The organism is Patulibacter ginsengiterrae (assembly GCF_056269115.1).
In genome coordinates, this window is the sequence record NZ_JBWDOG010000028.1 from 1 (window position 1) to 17,228 (window position 17,228).

General features: G+C 69.3%; 11 protein-coding genes and 1 tRNA gene. 4 read left to right on the forward strand and 8 right to left on the reverse strand.

The annotated features are described in order from the left end of the window. Positions 1–161: 161 nt before the first annotated feature. The 6 genes from ACVUH9_RS21445 to ACVUH9_RS21470 form a co-directional block, all read right to left on the reverse strand. A complete protein-coding gene (locus ACVUH9_RS21445; RefSeq protein WP_475760746.1) occupies positions 162–815 on the reverse strand; it encodes a TetR/AcrR family transcriptional regulator in 654 nt (217 codons plus the stop codon). A gap of 150 nt (positions 816–965) precedes the next feature. Continuing rightward, positions 966–3,881 (reverse strand): hypothetical protein, encoded by a 2,916-nt coding sequence (locus ACVUH9_RS21450; RefSeq protein ID WP_475760748.1) that lies wholly within the window; start codon positions 3,879–3,881, stop codon positions 966–968. Positions 3,882–4,042: 161 nt separating this feature from the next. Beyond that, complete coding sequence (locus ACVUH9_RS21455) at positions 4,043–6,346, reverse strand: hypothetical protein (protein WP_475760750.1); 2,304 nt, start codon at positions 6,344–6,346, stop codon at positions 4,043–4,045. A 259-nt stretch (positions 6,347–6,605) separates the two neighbouring features. Next, positions 6,606–7,172 (reverse strand): hypothetical protein, encoded by a 567-nt coding sequence (locus tag ACVUH9_RS21460; protein ID WP_475760752.1) that lies wholly within the window; start codon positions 7,170–7,172, stop codon positions 6,606–6,608. A gap of 1,219 nt (positions 7,173–8,391) precedes the next feature. Beyond that, complete coding sequence (locus tag ACVUH9_RS21465; protein WP_475760754.1) at positions 8,392–9,054, reverse strand: hypothetical protein; 663 nt, start codon at positions 9,052–9,054, stop codon at positions 8,392–8,394. A gap of 802 nt (positions 9,055–9,856) precedes the next feature. Next, complete coding sequence (locus ACVUH9_RS21470) at positions 9,857–10,828, reverse strand: VOC family protein (RefSeq protein ID WP_475760756.1); 972 nt, start codon at positions 10,826–10,828, stop codon at positions 9,857–9,859. Between the two features lie 271 nt (positions 10,829–11,099). Between ACVUH9_RS21470 and ACVUH9_RS21475 the strand changes: the two genes are divergently transcribed. Then, on the forward strand, positions 11,100–12,458 hold the full coding sequence (locus ACVUH9_RS21475; protein ID WP_475760758.1) for a transaminase: 1,359 nt from the start codon (positions 11,100–11,102) through the stop codon (positions 12,456–12,458). Positions 12,459–12,602: 144 nt separating this feature from the next. Here the strand turns inward: ACVUH9_RS21475 and ACVUH9_RS21480 are convergent, their stop codons facing one another. Further along, positions 12,603–14,408: an acetyl-CoA carboxylase biotin carboxylase subunit gene (locus ACVUH9_RS21480; protein ID WP_475760762.1), complete on the reverse strand. Its 1,806-nt coding sequence runs from the start codon at positions 14,406–14,408 to the stop codon at positions 12,603–12,605. 232 nt (positions 14,409–14,640) lie between these two features. Here ACVUH9_RS21480 and ACVUH9_RS21485 point away from each other — a divergent pair, with 232 nt between their 5' ends. Next, entirely contained in the window at positions 14,641–15,048 is a 408-nt protein-coding gene (locus tag ACVUH9_RS21485) for a helix-turn-helix domain-containing protein (RefSeq protein ID WP_475760764.1), read from the forward strand. Positions 15,049–15,295: 247 nt separating this feature from the next. Next, positions 15,296–15,556 (forward strand): helix-turn-helix domain-containing protein, encoded by a 261-nt coding sequence (locus ACVUH9_RS21490; RefSeq protein WP_475760765.1) that lies wholly within the window; start codon positions 15,296–15,298, stop codon positions 15,554–15,556. A 4-nt stretch (positions 15,557–15,560) separates the two neighbouring features. Here the strand turns inward: ACVUH9_RS21490 and ACVUH9_RS21495 are convergent, their stop codons facing one another. Continuing rightward, complete coding sequence (locus ACVUH9_RS21495; RefSeq protein WP_475760767.1) at positions 15,561–16,622, reverse strand: glycosyltransferase family 4 protein; 1,062 nt, start codon at positions 16,620–16,622, stop codon at positions 15,561–15,563. Positions 16,623–17,141: 519 nt separating this feature from the next. On the opposite strand from ACVUH9_RS21495, the gene ACVUH9_RS21500 reads away from it, so the two are divergent. Then, positions 17,142–17,214: transfer RNA gene (locus tag ACVUH9_RS21500), tRNA-Thr, on the forward strand. Positions 17,215–17,228 lie beyond the last annotated feature (14 nt).

Sequence of the window (17,228 nt, forward strand, 5' to 3'; positions counted from 1 at the left end):
GACGACGACGATCGCTATCCGGGTGGCGACTACGACGGGACATAGAGAGACCTGGCGTCCCATAGTAGAGCGTCCACACGCCACTGAGGGATTCCCTCCGCCGCGCGGGCGGTTTCATGCCTGTACCCACCGATGGCACCGGCCCACCATCGCTCGGCCGGCTACCCGTTGCTGTCGTGCGACTCCACCCGGTCTGCGCATGGCGCCTCGCCCTCCCGCCAACGCTCACCACCCGCGGCCACGGCCGCACCGTCGACGTCGACCACCGCTTGCGCTCCCTCCAATCCCAGATACGCGGCAAGGACCGTCTGCACCAGCTCGGGGGCGAGCATCGGCAGCAGGTGGACCTCACCACGCAGGGTCCGGGAGTAGGCGATCTCGTGAAGCCCACCGGCCAGGGTCTCGGCCACCACCTGTCGGTCACCACCCGGTGATGGGAGCTCGCTGGTCGTCTCGACCAGCAACTGGACCAGGCGGCGCATGGTCTCCGCCCGGATCTCGACGATCGCCGGCCCGGCCGAGTGCCCCTCGACCAGCAGCACTTCGGCGCGAGCCGGGTCCTCGGCCAGGAAGTCGGCGACCGCGACCAGGCATGCCCGCGTCCGGTCGACCGGCGTTGCCTCCGAGTCGAACGCGGTCTGGACCGCGAGGCGCAACTCCTGGGTGATCTGGAGGTAGCCGACCTCGAACGCTGCCAGCTTGTCGGGGAAGTACCACGAGAACGTTCGCCGACCGATCTGCGCGGTGGCCGCGATGTCGGACACCGTCATCGCCGCGAAGCCCACCGTCGCGGCGACGTCGATCGTCGCCTGCACGATTCGCGCCCTCCGCTCCGTGTCCGCTGATCGACTCCGCCGGGACATCACACACCACCGTTCTGCTCTGCTGGATACGGCTCCATCGGAGGGCCGGGCGCGGGACGGGACTCCCGCATCGCCCGACCCTCCCGATGAGCCGTCGGTCTACTACTTCTTGCTGCTGGACTTCTTCGCGGCCTTCTTCGCCTGCTTGGCCGCGGCTCGTTTGACCGTCACCGTACGGGACTGCGGCTTCCCCTTCGTCGCGGTACCCCTGGGCGCCGTCGGCGTGAACGTCGCCCGGAGCTTCAGGGCCTTGCGGCCCTTGTAGGACCGCTTGCCGGAGCCCGTGAGCTTCGCCGACACCGTCGCCACCGTCGACGACTTGATCGTGCGGGTCGTCTTCTTGATCCCCTTGCCGGACACGGTCAGCTTCCCGTGACCGAGGCCACCGACCCGGACCTTGACCGTCGTCGAGTACAACCGCTGCGAGACGATCCCGAAGCCACACGGGGTGGTCACCCGGGTCCGCTGGCGGACCTGCTTGCCGTTCTGCCCGTCGAAGACCGCGTCCGCGACCTGCTCGCCGGTGCAGACGTTCGCCTTGCCGTCCTTCTGGGCGACGGCCAGGATCCCGTTCTTGCCGCCGAAGATGTCGAGCTTGAACGAGGCGATCGGCGCGTCGGGCACGAACCCGAACGTGTTGATCAGCCGGTTGTTCTTGACGTCCGTGTCCGCCCACAGGTCGAGGGCGATCGGCCCGCGCAACGCCACCCACAGCTTCGGCAGCGCCGACGTCACCTTGCCCGACGCCGTGACTCGCGTGCCCTCGACGAAGTAGACGTCGCCGGTCAGCGGCTCGTCCAGCAGCGGCGTGGTCGCCGATGCCTTTCCGACAATCGAGCCCTTCGGGCAGTTCTTCACCGCCGCCTCCGCCGGCTTGCACAGCGCCTGCGCGTTATCCGCCAGCAGCGAGAGCGTCGGCGGCATCGTGACGACGACCTTCTTCAGGGCCGTCTCGTCGCTGGTCTGCGTGACCGTTGCCGAGAACGGCGTGGTCTTGTTCTGCGTGGTCGCCTTCGGATCGGTCATCGCCAGCGTCAGCTGCGGCTTCAGCGGCAGATCCTTGCAGCCCCCGACCTGGAACCGCGAGCTAACCGCCGCGGTCTGGCCACCGGCCGCACCGAGGGTGGCACTGATCGTCTTCTCCGCACACGAGGTCGGGTTGCGCATGAACCCCGGCTTATCGACCGCCACGTTCAGGTTCTGCAACCGAACCGGAACACCCTTGACGATCGTCGGCAACGGATCACTCACGATCGTCACGTGCGCATCGTGCGGATCCACGTAGATCTTCTGCCGCACCACCACGTCACCGAGATCGAACGGTCCGGCCTTCGCCGGCACCGTCACCCGCAGGCTATACGGCGCATCGCCGTACGGCCCCTCCAGCACCACCGGCCCGTGCAGCCAGTAGGGGCTCGAGCCGGGGCCCGCCCCGACCGTCGCCGTGCCGACCCGCGTACCCAGGTTGCCCTTGATCGTGGCCAGCAGCCCTTCGGGCATCTCCAGCCGCAGACCGTTGAGGTCCGCGTTCCCGTCCGGCTTGCCGATCTTGAGCGCGAACGGCGACGAAGCGCCGGCGATCGGGTTGACCGCGCCCGCACTGAAGGACGGGGAGAAAGCTCCAAGACCCGGCGTGCAATCGATCCGGAACGTGCTCTTGCGGGTGACCGTCTGGCCACCCCACGAGGTCAGCTGCGAGTCGACCGTCTTCTCACCACAGGTCGGCGGCGACGCCAACGGCGCGTTCGGCCCGCCCTTGAACTGCAGGTTCAGGTCGGAGACCGGCAGCTCCGGGTTGTTGTCGAACGTCGTCTCCAGCCGTCCGGTGTCCTTGTTCGCCCGGATCGAGCCCGGGAGCCGGATCGAGATCCCACGCTCCTCGTTCTCCAGAACCAGCGCGATCCGGAACATCTCCCCGGACTCCGGATCGCCCGAGTTCTGCGAGCGAATGTAGACCCCGCCCGTGATCTCCTCGTCGAGCAATGGCGACTTCGCGGTCACCGTGCCGACCTTCGCCGCATCGGGACAGCGGACCGGCTCCTTCGAGCGAAGCTTCAGGTCCTCGTCCGCACACGCCTGCAGGCCGTTAGCACCCGCGGGGTTGATGGTCATGCCCTCAGGGAACGTGACGACGGCCTTCTTCAACGCCGGCGGCGCCAAGCCCTCTGCATTGTCCTCCTGCGGGAACGTCATGTCGACATCAAGGCCGGTCGGCGCGTCAGGCTGCTTGACCGTCGGCGTGACGTCGACCGATGGCTCAAAGGTCAGCCGATCGCAGCCGGTGATCAGCGGCGACGCGAACTCCCGGCTCTTGAAGACTCCCGGGTGCTCCCAGCTGTCGACCGACAGCTTCGTGGTCGGAGGCTTGTCGGTGCACTCCGTGACCGGGTTGGTCAAGAACGGCTTGGCCGAGGCTCCCGGCGCCCCCTCCTCGTAGCACTCGAAGATCTGGGAGAGACCGCCCCCGGACTTCTCCGCACCGTTGCCACAGAAGGTCAGGCTGATCGCGCGGTGCTGGTTGTACGGCGCCCCCAGCACCTTGATCGTGAGGCCGTAGTCCCCGTCGCTGCGGATCTCCGGGTACAACATGTAGGTGTAGCCGAGCGCGCTGAAGCCGAACTGGGCCGGGTACCCACGCTCGGGAACCATGTTGTAGACCGCGGCGCGGTCGATCGAGATCCCGCCGGTGATGGTCACCACGCCGACGGCGCTGTCATCCGAGCACCGTGAGGGCGTGAAGGCGTTGCTGGGGAGCAAGTCGAGCGCGCACTTCGGCCCGACCTGGGGGTTGCCCACGAACCCGGGCGGCAGGTCGGTGATGACCTGCTTGACGTCCTCGACCGGGACCTCGCGATTCTGCTCCGTGCTGGTGTAGGTGGTGAACGCGAACTCCGCCGTGGCCGTGCTCGGGTGAGCAGCCGCCTGGGTCAGATCGTTGCCGTCCGCGTCGAGCACCGACGTCGTGAACGACGTCAGGTCGAACGTCGAACCCGGCGGCGGCGGCTCCGCGGCGGCCACGGCCACGTTCGACGCGACGACGGCAAGCGTCAGCGCGGCGATCCGGGCGAGCCGCGGTCGCCGGCCACGCCGAGCGCGCGGCTGGGCGTCCCTGGCATCGTCGCCTCGCACTGTGTGGCCGTCAACCATCTGGCTGCTCTCCTGCATCGCTCGTGAGCCCCTCATGCGTTCCGCTTTCCGTTCGCGGTCGTCGCCGACGAGCGCTTCGATGTCTTCTTCGTCGAACGGAACGACACCGGCACGGTCGCCGTGGCCGTCCGTCCGTCACTCGTGCGGAACCGGGCCCGCAGCTTGGCGTTGACTCGGCCGCTGCGCCGCAACGTCGCGGTCGCCCGCTTCGTCAGCCGCACGGCGATCGTCGACGTCCCGCCCCGGGCGACCGACTTCGCCGTCTGCCGTAGACCCGAGCCGGATGCGGTCAGCCGCCCGGCGCCGGGGACGGCGACCCGCACCGTCGCCCGCGTGCCGCGGACGGTCTTCGGCTTGGTCAGCTTGATCTGCATCGCGGGCGGCGTTGCGGGCGGCACGAGGTTGCCCAGGCCCGTCAGGCCCAACGACCCCAGGTCCGGCGAGGGTGGCGGGCCCGGCGCCGGGGGCTGGCAGGCTTCGCCGACGCACGGAAGCGGCGGCGCTTCCGTGTCCGGGAAGCCGCCACCGACGCGCGCCGTGTAGGCGGTCAACGCCGTGCTGGTGTGCGCCGCGACCAACGGGTGGGCGGAGGTGAACGTCAGGTCGCTGCCCGACGGGGTCATGCTTCCCGCCTCGGTCGGGGTCGTTCCCCGCCCGGCCGAGATCAGATCCACGGCGCCGGTCCGCGCATCCCAGAGGTACGCGTCCTCAGCGTCGTTCTCGTCGGCAGGATCCAGCCGTTCCGCGGTGGTGAAGTAGACGAGGTTGCCGTCGTCGCTCACGCTCCGATTTGCCTCCCACGCGAGCTGCGTTGCTTGGTTGGGTGCGTTCCCTGAGCCGATGACGCTGCTGCCCGCGCTCCGCGCCGCGCCGTTGTGCGGTGCGTCGTGACTCCACGCCCGTTGCAGCTCGTCCGCCTCGGCGTCGTAGCGGTAGACGTCGGGCTGAACGTCACCGGCGAGCTTGTCGGCGGTCAGCGCCGCCCGGCTGCTGAACGCAAGAAACCTGCCGGAGGCCGAGCCGGCGAATGCCTGACGGCCCAGGTCCGGGCCCCACAGGCTGGCATCCCCAGCGGCGAGTGCCCCAACGAACGTGATCGTGCTCGCAGCGGCCCCCGGCGGGCGGTGGGAGACGTAGAGGTTGCTCGCCCCCGGTTGAGGGCTCTCTCCCCGCGCATTCTGACCGGCGAGCGCGCGCCCGCTGGCGACGAAGTATGCCCGCGACCCGTCCTCGGACACGCGAATCACGCGCACGACACCGGCGCCCGCCGTTGTCGCGCCGACGGTGACCGGCCGCAACTCGTTCCCGGGGCTGTCGAAGTCGTACTCGTACAGGTTGCTGCGATCGGCGGACGCTCCGTCGGCGTCGATCAGCTTCTGCGTGGTGGTGAAGTAGGCCCGGCGACCGTCGCGGGACGCCCCCTCGAAGGTCGCCGTCGCCGCCGCACCGCACGCCGTCGTGCACCGCGAAGCGGACAGATCGATCACTCCCTGACCGCGCACCCAGGCCCAGGCCCGGCTCGCAGCAGGTGCCTTGCACGCCGACGTGGCCCCGGTGATCGAAAAGAACACCGTGCTCGCGTCCGGTGAGACTGCGCCCCGGCTCGTGGTGCCGACCCCTCCGGTGTTCGCTTCGCACTTGGGGAACATCGTCGCGCCTCCGAGATACGCGATCTGCTCGAGCGCAACCGTTCCGTCCACGCGGCGAGAGGAGCGATAGAGGCTGCCGCGTCCCGGTCCTGTCAACCTCGCGTCGACGGTGCCGTCGTCCAGCGCCGGGCGCTCGTCATAGGCTTGCAGGAGCGCGGTATCGAGGTTCGCCGACGTGCCGGCAAGGATGAGCCCCTCGAGCAGCAGCGACGGACTCGACCGACGCCACGTACCGTGGCCCGAGCCATCGTCCTCCCGCGTGTAGAAGCTGGCGCGAGCGCTGTTCTTCTCGGCGACGGTCCGTACCTGCCAGAGCGCCGTCCGCAAGTCAGGCGAGGTGTCGGCGACCGCTCCTCCCTCGTAGCTCGGGAACTGCTCAGCGCCGGGATTGATCGGGTCCGTGACCCAACCCGATGGCGTTCGCCGCACCGCGTAGCTGCCCCCGGCCGCCACCATGCCGGGCGTTCCCGCGAAGATGCCCGCCGAGTTGAGGATCCCGTAGCTCCCGTCCGCCGTCAGCGCGTTGAGCGAGATCCTGTTGCCGCCCTGGGTGTACTCCGGACTCACCATCTCGTAGCCTCGGTCGGCGGGCAATGCCGACGCCTGCGAGGCCGGGCCGGCGAGCGCAATCCCGACGCCAACCGCGAGCAGGGCCGCCGTACGGCCAGCGAGCCCGCGGCGCCACACGTGCGCGATCGTGGGTGCTACTGGGGCTTGCCGGGGGGCCGTACGAGTTGCTGATCGCTGCATGCTTGTCCTTGCTCTGGGTGGCTGCTAGCCGTTGTCAACACGATCGGTGCTGTTGGGAAGGCTGTGGACCCACCGGCCTGCTGCGGGCGCCGAGGCGATGGGTTCATCGACAGCGGCGCCCCCGCAAGGGCGTCGAGCAGGCTCGACGCCCTCCACGGGGGCGCTAGTTGTTCTGTACTTCAGTGGGACTGGTGCCCTACGACAGCTGCACGCCGTTGGAGATCTCGAGCACGCCGTTGACCTTGACCGTCCCGACCTGGACGCTGGAGAGCCCGGTCGCGTTGGTGAAGGTCAGCGTGCTGTCGCTGTTGTCGTAAGCGCCGGTGATGGCACCGGAGACCGTGGCGTTGAGTCCGTTGACCGGGCAGCTGGTCCCGCCCGTGTAGCTGTTGACGAACTGGACGCCACTGATACCGACCGTACCCGCGGTCGGGTTGCCCAGCAGGGTCCAGGGCGCGAGCGGGCTGGCCGTCGCGGTCGCGTTCACGATGCACGACGAGAAGCCGGGGTTGGTGATGCTGCAGCCGGCGAGACCGAGGGCCGTGACCGAGCCGCCGCTACCCGTGGCGGCAAGGGTCAGGTTCGCGGTGACGGTGGTGCACTGGGTCTTGACCCCGTTGGCATCCACCGTGATCGAGAGCTGACCGGCGGCGGTCTGGGCGCCCGAGGGCGTCCAGGTGGCCTGCGCGGCGGCCGGCAGGGCCACGGCGCCGGCGGCGACGACGGCAGCGACCGCGAACTTCGTCTTGATGTTGCTGAACATGTGATTTACTCCTGAGTAGGTCCAGCGATGCTGGACGTGTCAATGGTGACCGGGGCGTCCTTGCTTTCAGACGCGGACGCTTCGGTTACTGCTGATTCACGCTCCGGGCAGTGCCCGAGCGTGACGAGATGCGGATGTAGGACTGTCCAGCACGGTGACTGGCAGCACGCAGCCGTCGAGCAGCACGCACTCCCGCAGAGAGATCGCCCCGGCGTGATGCCCGGGCCATCGACTGCAAAGAGTCATCCGTACGCTCGCCTACTCCTCCCCCGGTGAACTCACAACGCGTGCCCGTCCTTCAGGGCACGTAAACGAAGCTACAGGAGCGTTTGGCGGAGTGTCAAGCCGCCAGGTCGAAATGTGTTCGATGGCGGACGCTGCTGTCTTCCGGCTCTCGGCAACACCCTCGGCCGCGCGCGGCGCCACCAGCGGCGTGCGGCGTGCGGCCACCACTACCGCCAGGCAGCATCGGCACGGAATGCCGATCAGCACTGGAGAATCACGTGATCCGGGCCCCGCCCGATCTGAAGACGCCTCAGGCAGAACTCGCGGCCAAGGGCCCTCTAGCACCCCTGCCGAGCGCGATGCCCGGCTGAGACTGGCCGTTCGGCCGTTCCGGCTCACGAGTCACCGAGGTTTGCAGCTTGTTTACAGACTTGGTGCACGGTATGCACATCACCGCCACGCATGCCCGACCGCCGGCGCAGCTCTCCGCTATTGGGAGCATCTCCGTCGACGCTTCACGCACGCCCCACGGCAAGCAGCTCCGCCAACCATGCGGTCACCGGAGCAGCGGACCCCTCCCGATCTGCGCGGTCCGAACAGCCGTCCAGACCTCCCTGGACGCTTGATCGGTTCGGCCCCCGTGGCGACGGTCAGGCCGCCGACCACCCTCGCGCCGATCGGGATCGACTGGAGGTCTCGTCGATCGCCGCGCGATGGTCGTCGTACCACGCTCGGCCTCCTACACGACGAACAGCACCGGCTGGCCCGCGTCGAGCGTCAGCGAACCCGAGAAGAGCGCCGGATCCTGCTGCCCCAGAACCGCAGGCGGCAATCAAGACCTAGCGGACAGTCATGCGCCGCCCCCCTGCTGCAGCCCCGAGACCCCCGGGGCGAGCTCGACACTGCCGCGGGGTGGCGCGTTCCCGCGCCACCCCGTGACTTCAGAGCGGTCACCCGGGCCGCCCCGGTCACCCGAGGCAGCCCGACCCTGCGCCTACAGGATGAACAGCGGCGGCTGACCCGGGTCGATGACCGGCGACCACGCCGAGACGCTCGACGAACCGAAGGTCGGGTTGCTCAGCACGTTGTTGGGCGGCGTGAGGCCAGTACCCGAGACGGGACCGCCCCCGAACGGCGCGCCGAAGAACCACAGCACGCCCGTCCAGTCGTACGGCACCCCGATCGGCAGCGGGCACGCTCCCGTGTAGACGATCCGGAGCGCCGCGTTGACGATGTCGTAGCTCCCGGGCCCGGGAGCGCCACCCGGCCACCGGATCAGGCGGCGTCCCCACGTGTTGTTCGGGGCCGGAGCGCTGGTCACCGTCGCGAAGCATCCGGGAATGCTCGTCGTGCACGGAAGCGGGGTGAAGGTGATCGCCTGCACGAACCCGAAGCCGCCCGGGTTGACGAGGTAGCTCGCCTTGTAGCCGCACGTGATGGTGACCCCGCCTGCGGCCGTCCAGGTCACCGAGCCCGAGAAGGTCCGCGTCGTCGGCGCCGTGATCGGGGTCGTCCCGTTGATCGAGGCGAAGGCCTGCGTAGCCCCCGGGGGCAGCGGCGGCACCGGCGTCTGGGCCGACACGGCCGCGGGAACGGCCAGCGCGCCCGCAGCCACGACCGCGGCCAGCGCCAACTTCTTCTTGATGGTACCAAACATAATCTCTCTCCTGTATGAGTTCGACCAGAAGCCGAACGAGTTGTGATAGCCGGCACGACCGTGCTTCGACAACCGCAAAACCAGGACACGCCGGACCATCTTTGTTCCCCGACCGTCGACCCAAGACCAAAAGGGGCAGCGATCAAGATCTCTCGGGCAACCACGGGCCGCCCGCTAGCAGGCGATCGGACCGACAGGCGCGCGGAGCGGAGAGACGCGGGTGGCTGCCCGCTGCGGCGGATTGGGCGCGCACTTCGCGTCCCGTTCCCCGCGTTCCCTACGCACACCGACGTCCGGCAAACCCATCACCTTGTTGGCTGAATTGGGAGCGACGCTACATCGGCAGCAGCGTGCCACCAGGCGCGAAAGGCCGTCCGGAGGCCGCATTCCGCGGGCGGGAGGGATCTTTCTCACCCACCCCGTCTGCGTCGAGCGCTCGCGAGCAGACGGTGCTCGGTCGAACGAACACAAACCCAGCCGCCAGGACCAATTGATGGCAGCCAAGGCGTGCCGGACAGCCAACCCGGACCGCGCGTTCGCTGCCGACACCGAATTCCGAGATGGCCGCACGGCCAAGGGTGTCGGCACAAGTCGGCCGAGGCAGGCGCACTACCGGACTCCGGTCACGGAACACACAGGCAGCCATTCACCCTTGACCCATCCGCGACGAGCCCCGCGGCTACGACGAGACCCAAGGTTCATACCTTCGTCCAGGCCGACTGCCGGATCGCGCCGCACAACGACAAACGGCCCTCCGGTGCGATCGCGCGATCGCACCGGAGGGCCGACACTACGGAGCCGACTAGACCCCCGCCCACTCCTCGCGCGGGTTCGGGATCGGCTGCAGGTTCTGCTCGATCGCGGCGCGGTGCTCCTCGAGCCACGGAGGGAGGATCGTCTTGATGCCCCACTCCTCACGCGGGTTGCGCGCCTCGAAGCCCGGCTCGTCGGTGGCCAGCTCGTAGAGCACGCCGCCCGGCTCGCGGAAGTAGATCGAGTGGAAGTAGAAGCGGTCGACGAGGCCGGAGGTCCGCAGACCGGACTGCTCGACGTGGGGCAGCCACGCCTCGTAGTCCGCCTGCCGGATCCCGTAGGCGACGTGATGGACCGTGCCGGCGCCCTGCAGCCCACGCTCCGCGGGGGCCGCGTCGAGGGTCACGATCCCGCCGCGACGGTCGCTCCGCAGCTCGTAGCGGCCGAGCACCGTCGGGCCGTCAGCCTCCGCCTCCGTGCCGCCCGCCGGCCCGTCGACCGTCTGCGCACCGAGCACGCCCGTCAGCACCTGGGCCGAGAGGTCGGGCACGCGGCTGTAGCTGCGAACTCCGGAGAACCCGCGCAGGGCGACGTCCTCGGGGACCTGGGGGTGCTTGGCGCGCAGCGGCGGATCGCCGCTCGCGTCGATCACGAGCTCGAAGGTCAGGCCCTCCGGGTCCTCGAAGACGAGCTTGTCGCCCTCGCGGTGGTTCGGCAGGCCGTAGCGGGTCAGCCGCTGCTCCCAGAAGCCGATCGCGGCCGCGTCGGCGACGCGGAAGCCGATCCGGTGGACCATGCCGGCGCCGGCGCGGCCCTTGGGCATGCCGCGCGACTCGAACATCGTCAGGTCCGACCCGGCGCTGGCGTCCTCGTCGGTGAAGAACAGGTGGTACATGTCCGGCGCGTCTTGGTTGACCGTCTTCGCGGCCAGCCGCAGGCCCAGCACGCCGGTGACGAACTCCGTCGCCGCGCGGCCGTCGGCCGTCATGGTCGAGATGTGGTGGATGCCGTCGATCTTCATGGCGTGTCTCCGGGATCGGAAGGGATCGTGATCGGAAGAAGTTGCAACCGCAACTATACGCCTTCCGCGGTGAACGTCAAGGGGGGCCGTTGCCCCAGCGAGAATCCGGTGTGCCCCGTCTCCGCGCCCCCGGATCCAATCGGTGGGGTCACGCGCGACGCGCCGCCCGTCGACGACCCGTCAAACGACCGGTTGCCAGCCGGCGCGCGCCCGATGAGAATGAACGCGGCCGACGGCGGACCGATCCTCGGTCGCGGTCCGCCAGGACCCCATGATCATCGACCAAGCTCGCCTGTCCACCCTCCTGAAGCGCGAGCGCGACGCCTTCACGGACCGCAACCCGCGTTCGCGCGCCGCGTACGACGACGCGACCCATCTCTTCGGCCGGGTGCCGATGACGTGGATGAACAAGAACGCGGCTGGCTTCCCGCTGTACCTGTCCGGCGCTCGCGGCGCCCGGATCACCGACCTCGACGGACACGACTACATCGACTTCTGCCTCGGCGACACGGGCGCGATGGCCGGACACTCGCCGGCGGCGACCGTCGAAGCGGTCAACGCGCGCTTCGGCGAGCAGGGCGGCGCGACCGCGATGATGCCGACCGAGGACGCCGCCGCCGTCGGCGCCGAGCTCGCCCGTCGCTTCGGCCTGCCGCTCTGGAGCTTCTCGCTGACCGCGACCGACGCGAACCGCTGGGCGATCCGCCTGGCCCGCGCGATCACCGGCCGTTCCAAGATCCTCGTCAACAGCTACTGCTACCACGGCAGCGTCGACGAGTCGCTGATCGTGGTCGGTCCCGACGGCGAGGGCACCAGCCGGCCGGGCAACGTCGGCGCGCCCTGCGACGTCACGCTGACCAGCCGCGTCGCCGAGTTCAACGACCTCGCGGGGCTCGAGCGCGAGCTCGCCCACGGCGACGTCGCGGCGGTCCTGATGGAGCCCGCGCTGACGAACATCGGGATCGTGCTCCCCGAGCCGGGCTACCTGGAGGGCGTGCGCGCGCTGACCCGGGCGGCGGGCACGCTGCTCATCAACGACGAGACCCACACCTTCTCGGCCGGCCCCGGCGGCGCCACCGGCCTCTGGAACCTGAAGCCCGACGTGCTGACCGTCGGCAAGTCGCTCGGCGGCGGGATCCCCTGCGGCGCCTACGGCCTCTCCGCCGAGCTGGCCGAGCGCGTCTCCGCCCGTACCGACCTCGACCTGGTCGACATGGGCGGCGTCGGCGGGACCCTGGCCGGCAACCCGATCTCGGTCGCGGCGATGCGCGCGACCCTCGAGCAGGTCCTGACCGACGAGGCCTTCGTCGGGATGGTCGAGCTGGCGACCCGCTTCACCACCGGCGTCCAGGCCGTGATCGACGAGCACGACCTGCCGTGGTCGATCGCGCAACTCGGTGCCCGCGCCGAGTACCGCTTCCGCCGTCCGGCCCCGCGCAACGGCACCGAGTCGGCCGGCTCGGCCGACGCCGACCTCGAGGACTTCCTGCACGTCTACCTGGCCAACCGCGGGGTCCTGCTGACGCCCTTCCACAACATGGCGCTGATGTGCCCGGAGACAACCGCAGCCGACGTCGACCGCCACCACGAGCTGTTCGCGGCGGCGGTGAGGGAACTGGTGTCGGTGTGAGCGAGCGCGGGCCGCTTGGCCCGTCGTTCTGGGAGCCTCGCCCGTCGTTCTCTTCGCGGTTGACCACCGCATCGGTGGCAAACCTCGAAGAGAACGCGCGGCCCGGCTAGCGGGCCAGGCCGGCGCCACCAGGGGCGCCGACGGCTACTCGGCGGCCGGCTCGGCGCTCTTGATCGTCGCGATCAGGTCGCCGGTGTTGATCGGCTCGCCTTCCTTGGCGGCCATCGCCGTGATCGTGCCGGCCTTGTGGGCCATGATCTCGTTCTCCATCTTCATGGCCTCGATGATGCAGATCAGATCGCCCTCGGCGACCTCCTGCCCCTCCTTGGCCACGACCTTCCACATGTTGCCCTGGATCGGGGACGGCAGATCGTCCGCGCCACCGCCGGCAGCCTTCTTGCGCTCGGAGCGCTTCTTCTTGCCGCCGCCAGCTCCAGCCGACGCGCCGTTGCCGACCGCCACACCGGCGACCGGACCGAAGGCCGCGCCGTGGACCTTGACGCCGAACAGCCGACCGGAGACCTCGACCTGGTAGTCGCGGGTGACCGTCTCGTCCTCGTCCTGGTCGATCGGGACGACCACCTCGGCCGGGACGCAGGACTTCAGCCAGTCCTTGTCCTCCAGCAGCTCGGTGCAGGTCGACGCCGTCGCCCAGTTCTCCGTCGCCATGATCTTCTGGTGGAACGGGAGCAGGGTCGTCAGGCCCTCGATCTTGTACTCCGACAGCGCGCGGAGCATCCGCTGCGTGGCCTGCTCGCGGTCCGCGTCCCAGGCGATCAGCTTGGAGACCATCGGGTCGTACTGGGGCGAGACGATGCCCCCGGCGCCGACGCCGGAGTCGACGCGGATGCCCGGGCCGGACGGCTCGAGGTAGTCGCCGATCGCGCCCGGGGTCGGGGCGAAGTTCATCGGCGCCGACTCGGCGTTGATCCGGCACTCGATCGCGTGCCCGCGGAGGACGACGTCCTCCTGCTTGTAGTCGAGCGGGAGGCCGGCGGCGGCCTTGATCCCCTGCTTGACGATGTCGATGCCGGTGACCATCTCGGTCACGCAGTGCTCGACCTGCACGCGGGTGTTCATCTCGAGGAAGAAGTACTCCCCGTCCTGAAGCATGCCCTCGATCGTGCCCGCGCCGACGTAGTTGACGGCCTTCGCGGCGTTGATGCCGATGTCGCCGATCTTCTGGCGAAGCGCCTCGTCGACGACCCACGGCGGGGCGGGGGCCTCCTCGATCAGCTTCTGGTGACGCCGCTGGATCGAGCAGTCGCGCTCGCCGAGGTGGATGCAGTTGCCGTGCTTGTCGGCGATGATCTGCACCTCGACGTGGCGCGGGTTCGGCAGGTACCGCTCCAGGTACACGGTGCCGTCGGAGAAGAACTTCTCGCCCTCGCGGGAGGCGCCCTCGAAGGCCTCCTTGAGCTTGTCCTCGGTCAGCGCGACGCGGAAGCCCTTGCCGCCGCCGCCGGACGCGGCCTTGACGGCGACCGGGAAGCCGATCTCGTCGTTGGCGATCCGCAGCGCGTCCTCGTAGGTGTCGACGGCCTCGGTCGTGCCGGGCACGATCGGGACGCCGGCCTTCTGCATCAGGTCGCGGGCCTTGGTCTTCGAGCCCATCGCGTCGATCGCCGACGCGGGCGGTCCGATGAAGGTGATGCCCTCCTGCTCGAGCCGCTCGACGAACGGGGCGTTCTCGGCGAGGAAGCCGTAGCCGGGATGGACCGCGTCGGCCCCGGACTGCTTGACGACCTCGACGATCCGATCGACGTTGAGGTAGCTCTCCGACGGCGCGGCCGCACCGAGGAGGTACGCCTCATCGGCCCGCTGTACATGGAGGGCGTCGCGATCGAGCTCGGAGTAGACGGCCACCGTGGCGATCCCCAGCTCCTCGCAGGCCCGCATGACGCGGATCGCGATTTCACCGCGGTTGGCGATCAGAATCTTCCCGAACATAGGCGCGGCAAATCTATTCGATCGCCCGGGGCATCCGCCGCCCGCACCGGTACGCGCCCGCCGTTCGGGCGGGGTGACGTGTACGCCGGGCCGCTTCGTTCGGCGCCGCAACCGCAGCCGCAGCCGCGGTCGACCGGGGAACGTCGACCGGCGACGGCGACGCTGAGATCTTTACGGAACTAGACCGATCGCCTCTAGGCGAACCGTCTGGACCTGCGATAGATCTACCGGTATGGACCCCATCCTCCAGGACGACGCGGCCGAGCCGCGGGCCAACGACGCCGCCTCAGGGGCGAACGACCCCGAGGCCGCGGGCACCCCAGTGCCGCCCGCCGGCGACGAGCCGCGGGCAACCGGCGACACCGACGACGCGGCGGCGGACCAGGCCGCAAGCGACGAGCCGGAAGACGACGGCGACCTCGAGAAGGACCCCGAGCTCGTCGCCTTCGGCGCCAACATCCGCGAGCTCCGCCTCAAGGCGAAGATGACCCAGGAGGTCCTGGCCAAGCGCTCGGATCTGCACTGGACCTACATCAGCCAGGTCGAGCGCGGCGTGCGCAACACCAGCTACACCTCGCTGCGCAAGCTCGCCCAGGGATTGGGCGTCGCCCCGGGCCGCGTCATGCCCGACAAGCCGTAGACCCGCCCGAAGACGCCGATGGGGCGGGCCGGGGCTGCACGATCTTGCCGAGGCTGCGACGGCGCCCACGGCGGGCCCGGCCACCAGCGCCGGAGCAGCGACCAGGCCCGCACGAACGGGCGATTCGGCCCTGCCTGACGGGCGTTCGGGAATCCCCCGATCGTTCGTTCGGTTTACCGTATTTGCTCGTCCGCCTAGGCCAATCGGCTCTGGACCAATGATCTGCACCGTGAGTTGATCCATCGCCATGGCCACCTTCAAGAAGTCCGAAGCCGCGTCCGGGGCGAAGGAGAAGGATCCCGAGTTGCTGGCCCTCGGCGCCCACGTTCGCAAGCTCCGAACGGACAGCTCCCTGACCCAGGAGCTGCTCGCCCGCCGCGCGGGCCTGCACTGGACCTACGTCAGCCAGGTCGAGCGCGGCACCCGGAACATGAGCTACAAGTCGCTGCGCAAGCTGGCGAAGGGCCTCGACATCAAGCCATCGCGGATCATGCCCAACAAGCCCTGAGGCCCTACACCGGCGAGACGTAGCGACGGTCGACGGCCTCGCGGAAGACCGCCTCCCAACGCCCGACGACGCGATCGACAGTTTGCGTCTGACCCCAGGTCCGCCCCTGCTCCGCCAGGCGCCGCCGCTCGTCCGCATCCCGAATCAGGCGATCGAGCGCGTCGAACCAGCCGCCCGGCGGCACCAGGGTTCCGCCTTCAGCCTCCCCGAGGCCCCCGTAGGCGCCGAGTTGGGAGGCCAGCCACGGAACGCCCGAGGCGGCGTACTCCTTGAGCGCGACATCGGAGCGCGAGCGGTTGCGCGACGTGTCGGCCAACGGCACGACCCCGATGTCGAAGTGCGCCAGCCGGCCGGGAAGGTCGTCCGAGCGGCCATCCGCGTGGTACCGGTACCGCTCCGAGAGCTCGAGGTCGATGCCGACGCACTCGACCCAGACGTCGGGGTGGGCTCGCTGGATCTGCGGCAGCACCTCGGCGAGCTCCCGCTGTTCGTGATCGCTTGGTCGTCCGGACTCGGAGACCCAGCCGATCACGATCCCCTCGTGCCGCCGTCGCTGTCGCGGAGCCGCCGGCAGGCAGTCCGGGATCACCTCGACCCGTTCGATCCCGCATTCGCGGTAGCGCTGCGCCAGCGCCTCGTTCGGCACGGTGACGACCTGCGCACATCGCGCAACCCGCATCGCGTGCTCGAACAGGCGTCCGCGACGACTGTTCGCCGCCGGTGGGGCACACAGCGCCACCGCACCGTCGCTCGGCGACACGCCGGACCCGGGCGACGAGAGCGAGAAGCCGTCATCGGGTTCCGGCACGCAGCCCTCCCAGCCGTCCCAGGTGAACGCCACGCCGCGTCGGGTCAGCGCCTCGAGGACCAGGCGAGCCTCAGCGTCGAGGCACTGGTGGACGTGGACCACATCGCACTGCGAGAGCCGAGCGAGGTCGAAGCCGCCGCCGTCCTCCGCTGGCCAGACGATGGTGTGGCCCTGCTGCTCGAGGGCCGCCAGCGGCACCCGTGCTCGATAGAAGTCCTGCCCTCCGCGGGCCCACGCCGTACCCAGGTGCATCGTCACTCACGCCTTTCTCTCGAATCCGTCGACCGGCGCGAGAGCACATGGTCGACCTGCTCGATCCCCAGCACCGACCTCGATTCACCGAATCGGACCGGGCTCACCCCAAAGCCGCCGCTCCCGACCTTCCCAAGACCAGAAACGCGACGGAACTCTGCCCGCCATGACTCTACTCGTGCGAGACGGGCGACATACACACTCTTCTTCGACCGACATAGCGACCGAGCACGCGACGGTAGCCGAACCGGCCCCCCGGGGCAATTCAACATTCGCCTAGGCAAAGGCGGCCCCCTGTCGACAGATGTGGTATGGCGATCACGAATCCCGGACTCCCAGTCGCAGAGCCGGAATGCGCGCGCTCCACAGCGCCATATACGGCATCAACGCGGGCGCTAGTAATGGCGGGACCTCAGGGACAAATACCCATGGTCTTAGCTCACAACCTTCTCTAAAACTGGGTTGCGCGAAACAGTGACGTCCGCTACAGTTGCCTCAACGGAGACGCAACTGAGTCTCCCGCAAGCACCAGTACCTTAATAGGTTAAAGGACCGAACTAGTACTTCGAGGATCCGGGTTCGAGCCCCGGCTGGTGTGCTTCTTGTCATAGG

Coding starts and splice junctions, on each gene's coding strand:
- ACVUH9_RS21460 (WP_475760752.1), bottom strand. CDS start 7,172: ATGTTCAGCAACATCAAGACGAAGTTCGCGGTCGCTGCCGTCGTCGCC.
- ACVUH9_RS21465 (WP_475760754.1), bottom strand. CDS start 9,054: ATGTTTGGTACCATCAAGAAGAAGTTGGCGCTGGCCGCGGTCGTGGCT.
- ACVUH9_RS21470 (WP_475760756.1), bottom strand. CDS start 10,828: ATGAAGATCGACGGCATCCACCACATCTCGACCATGACGGCCGACGGC.
- ACVUH9_RS21475 (WP_475760758.1), top strand. CDS start 11,100: ATGATCATCGACCAAGCTCGCCTGTCCACCCTCCTGAAGCGCGAGCGC.
- ACVUH9_RS21480 (WP_475760762.1), bottom strand. CDS start 14,408: ATGTTCGGGAAGATTCTGATCGCCAACCGCGGTGAAATCGCGATCCGC.
- ACVUH9_RS21485 (WP_475760764.1), top strand. CDS start 14,641: ATGGACCCCATCCTCCAGGACGACGCGGCCGAGCCGCGGGCCAACGAC.
- ACVUH9_RS21490 (WP_475760765.1), top strand. CDS start 15,296: ATGGCCACCTTCAAGAAGTCCGAAGCCGCGTCCGGGGCGAAGGAGAAG.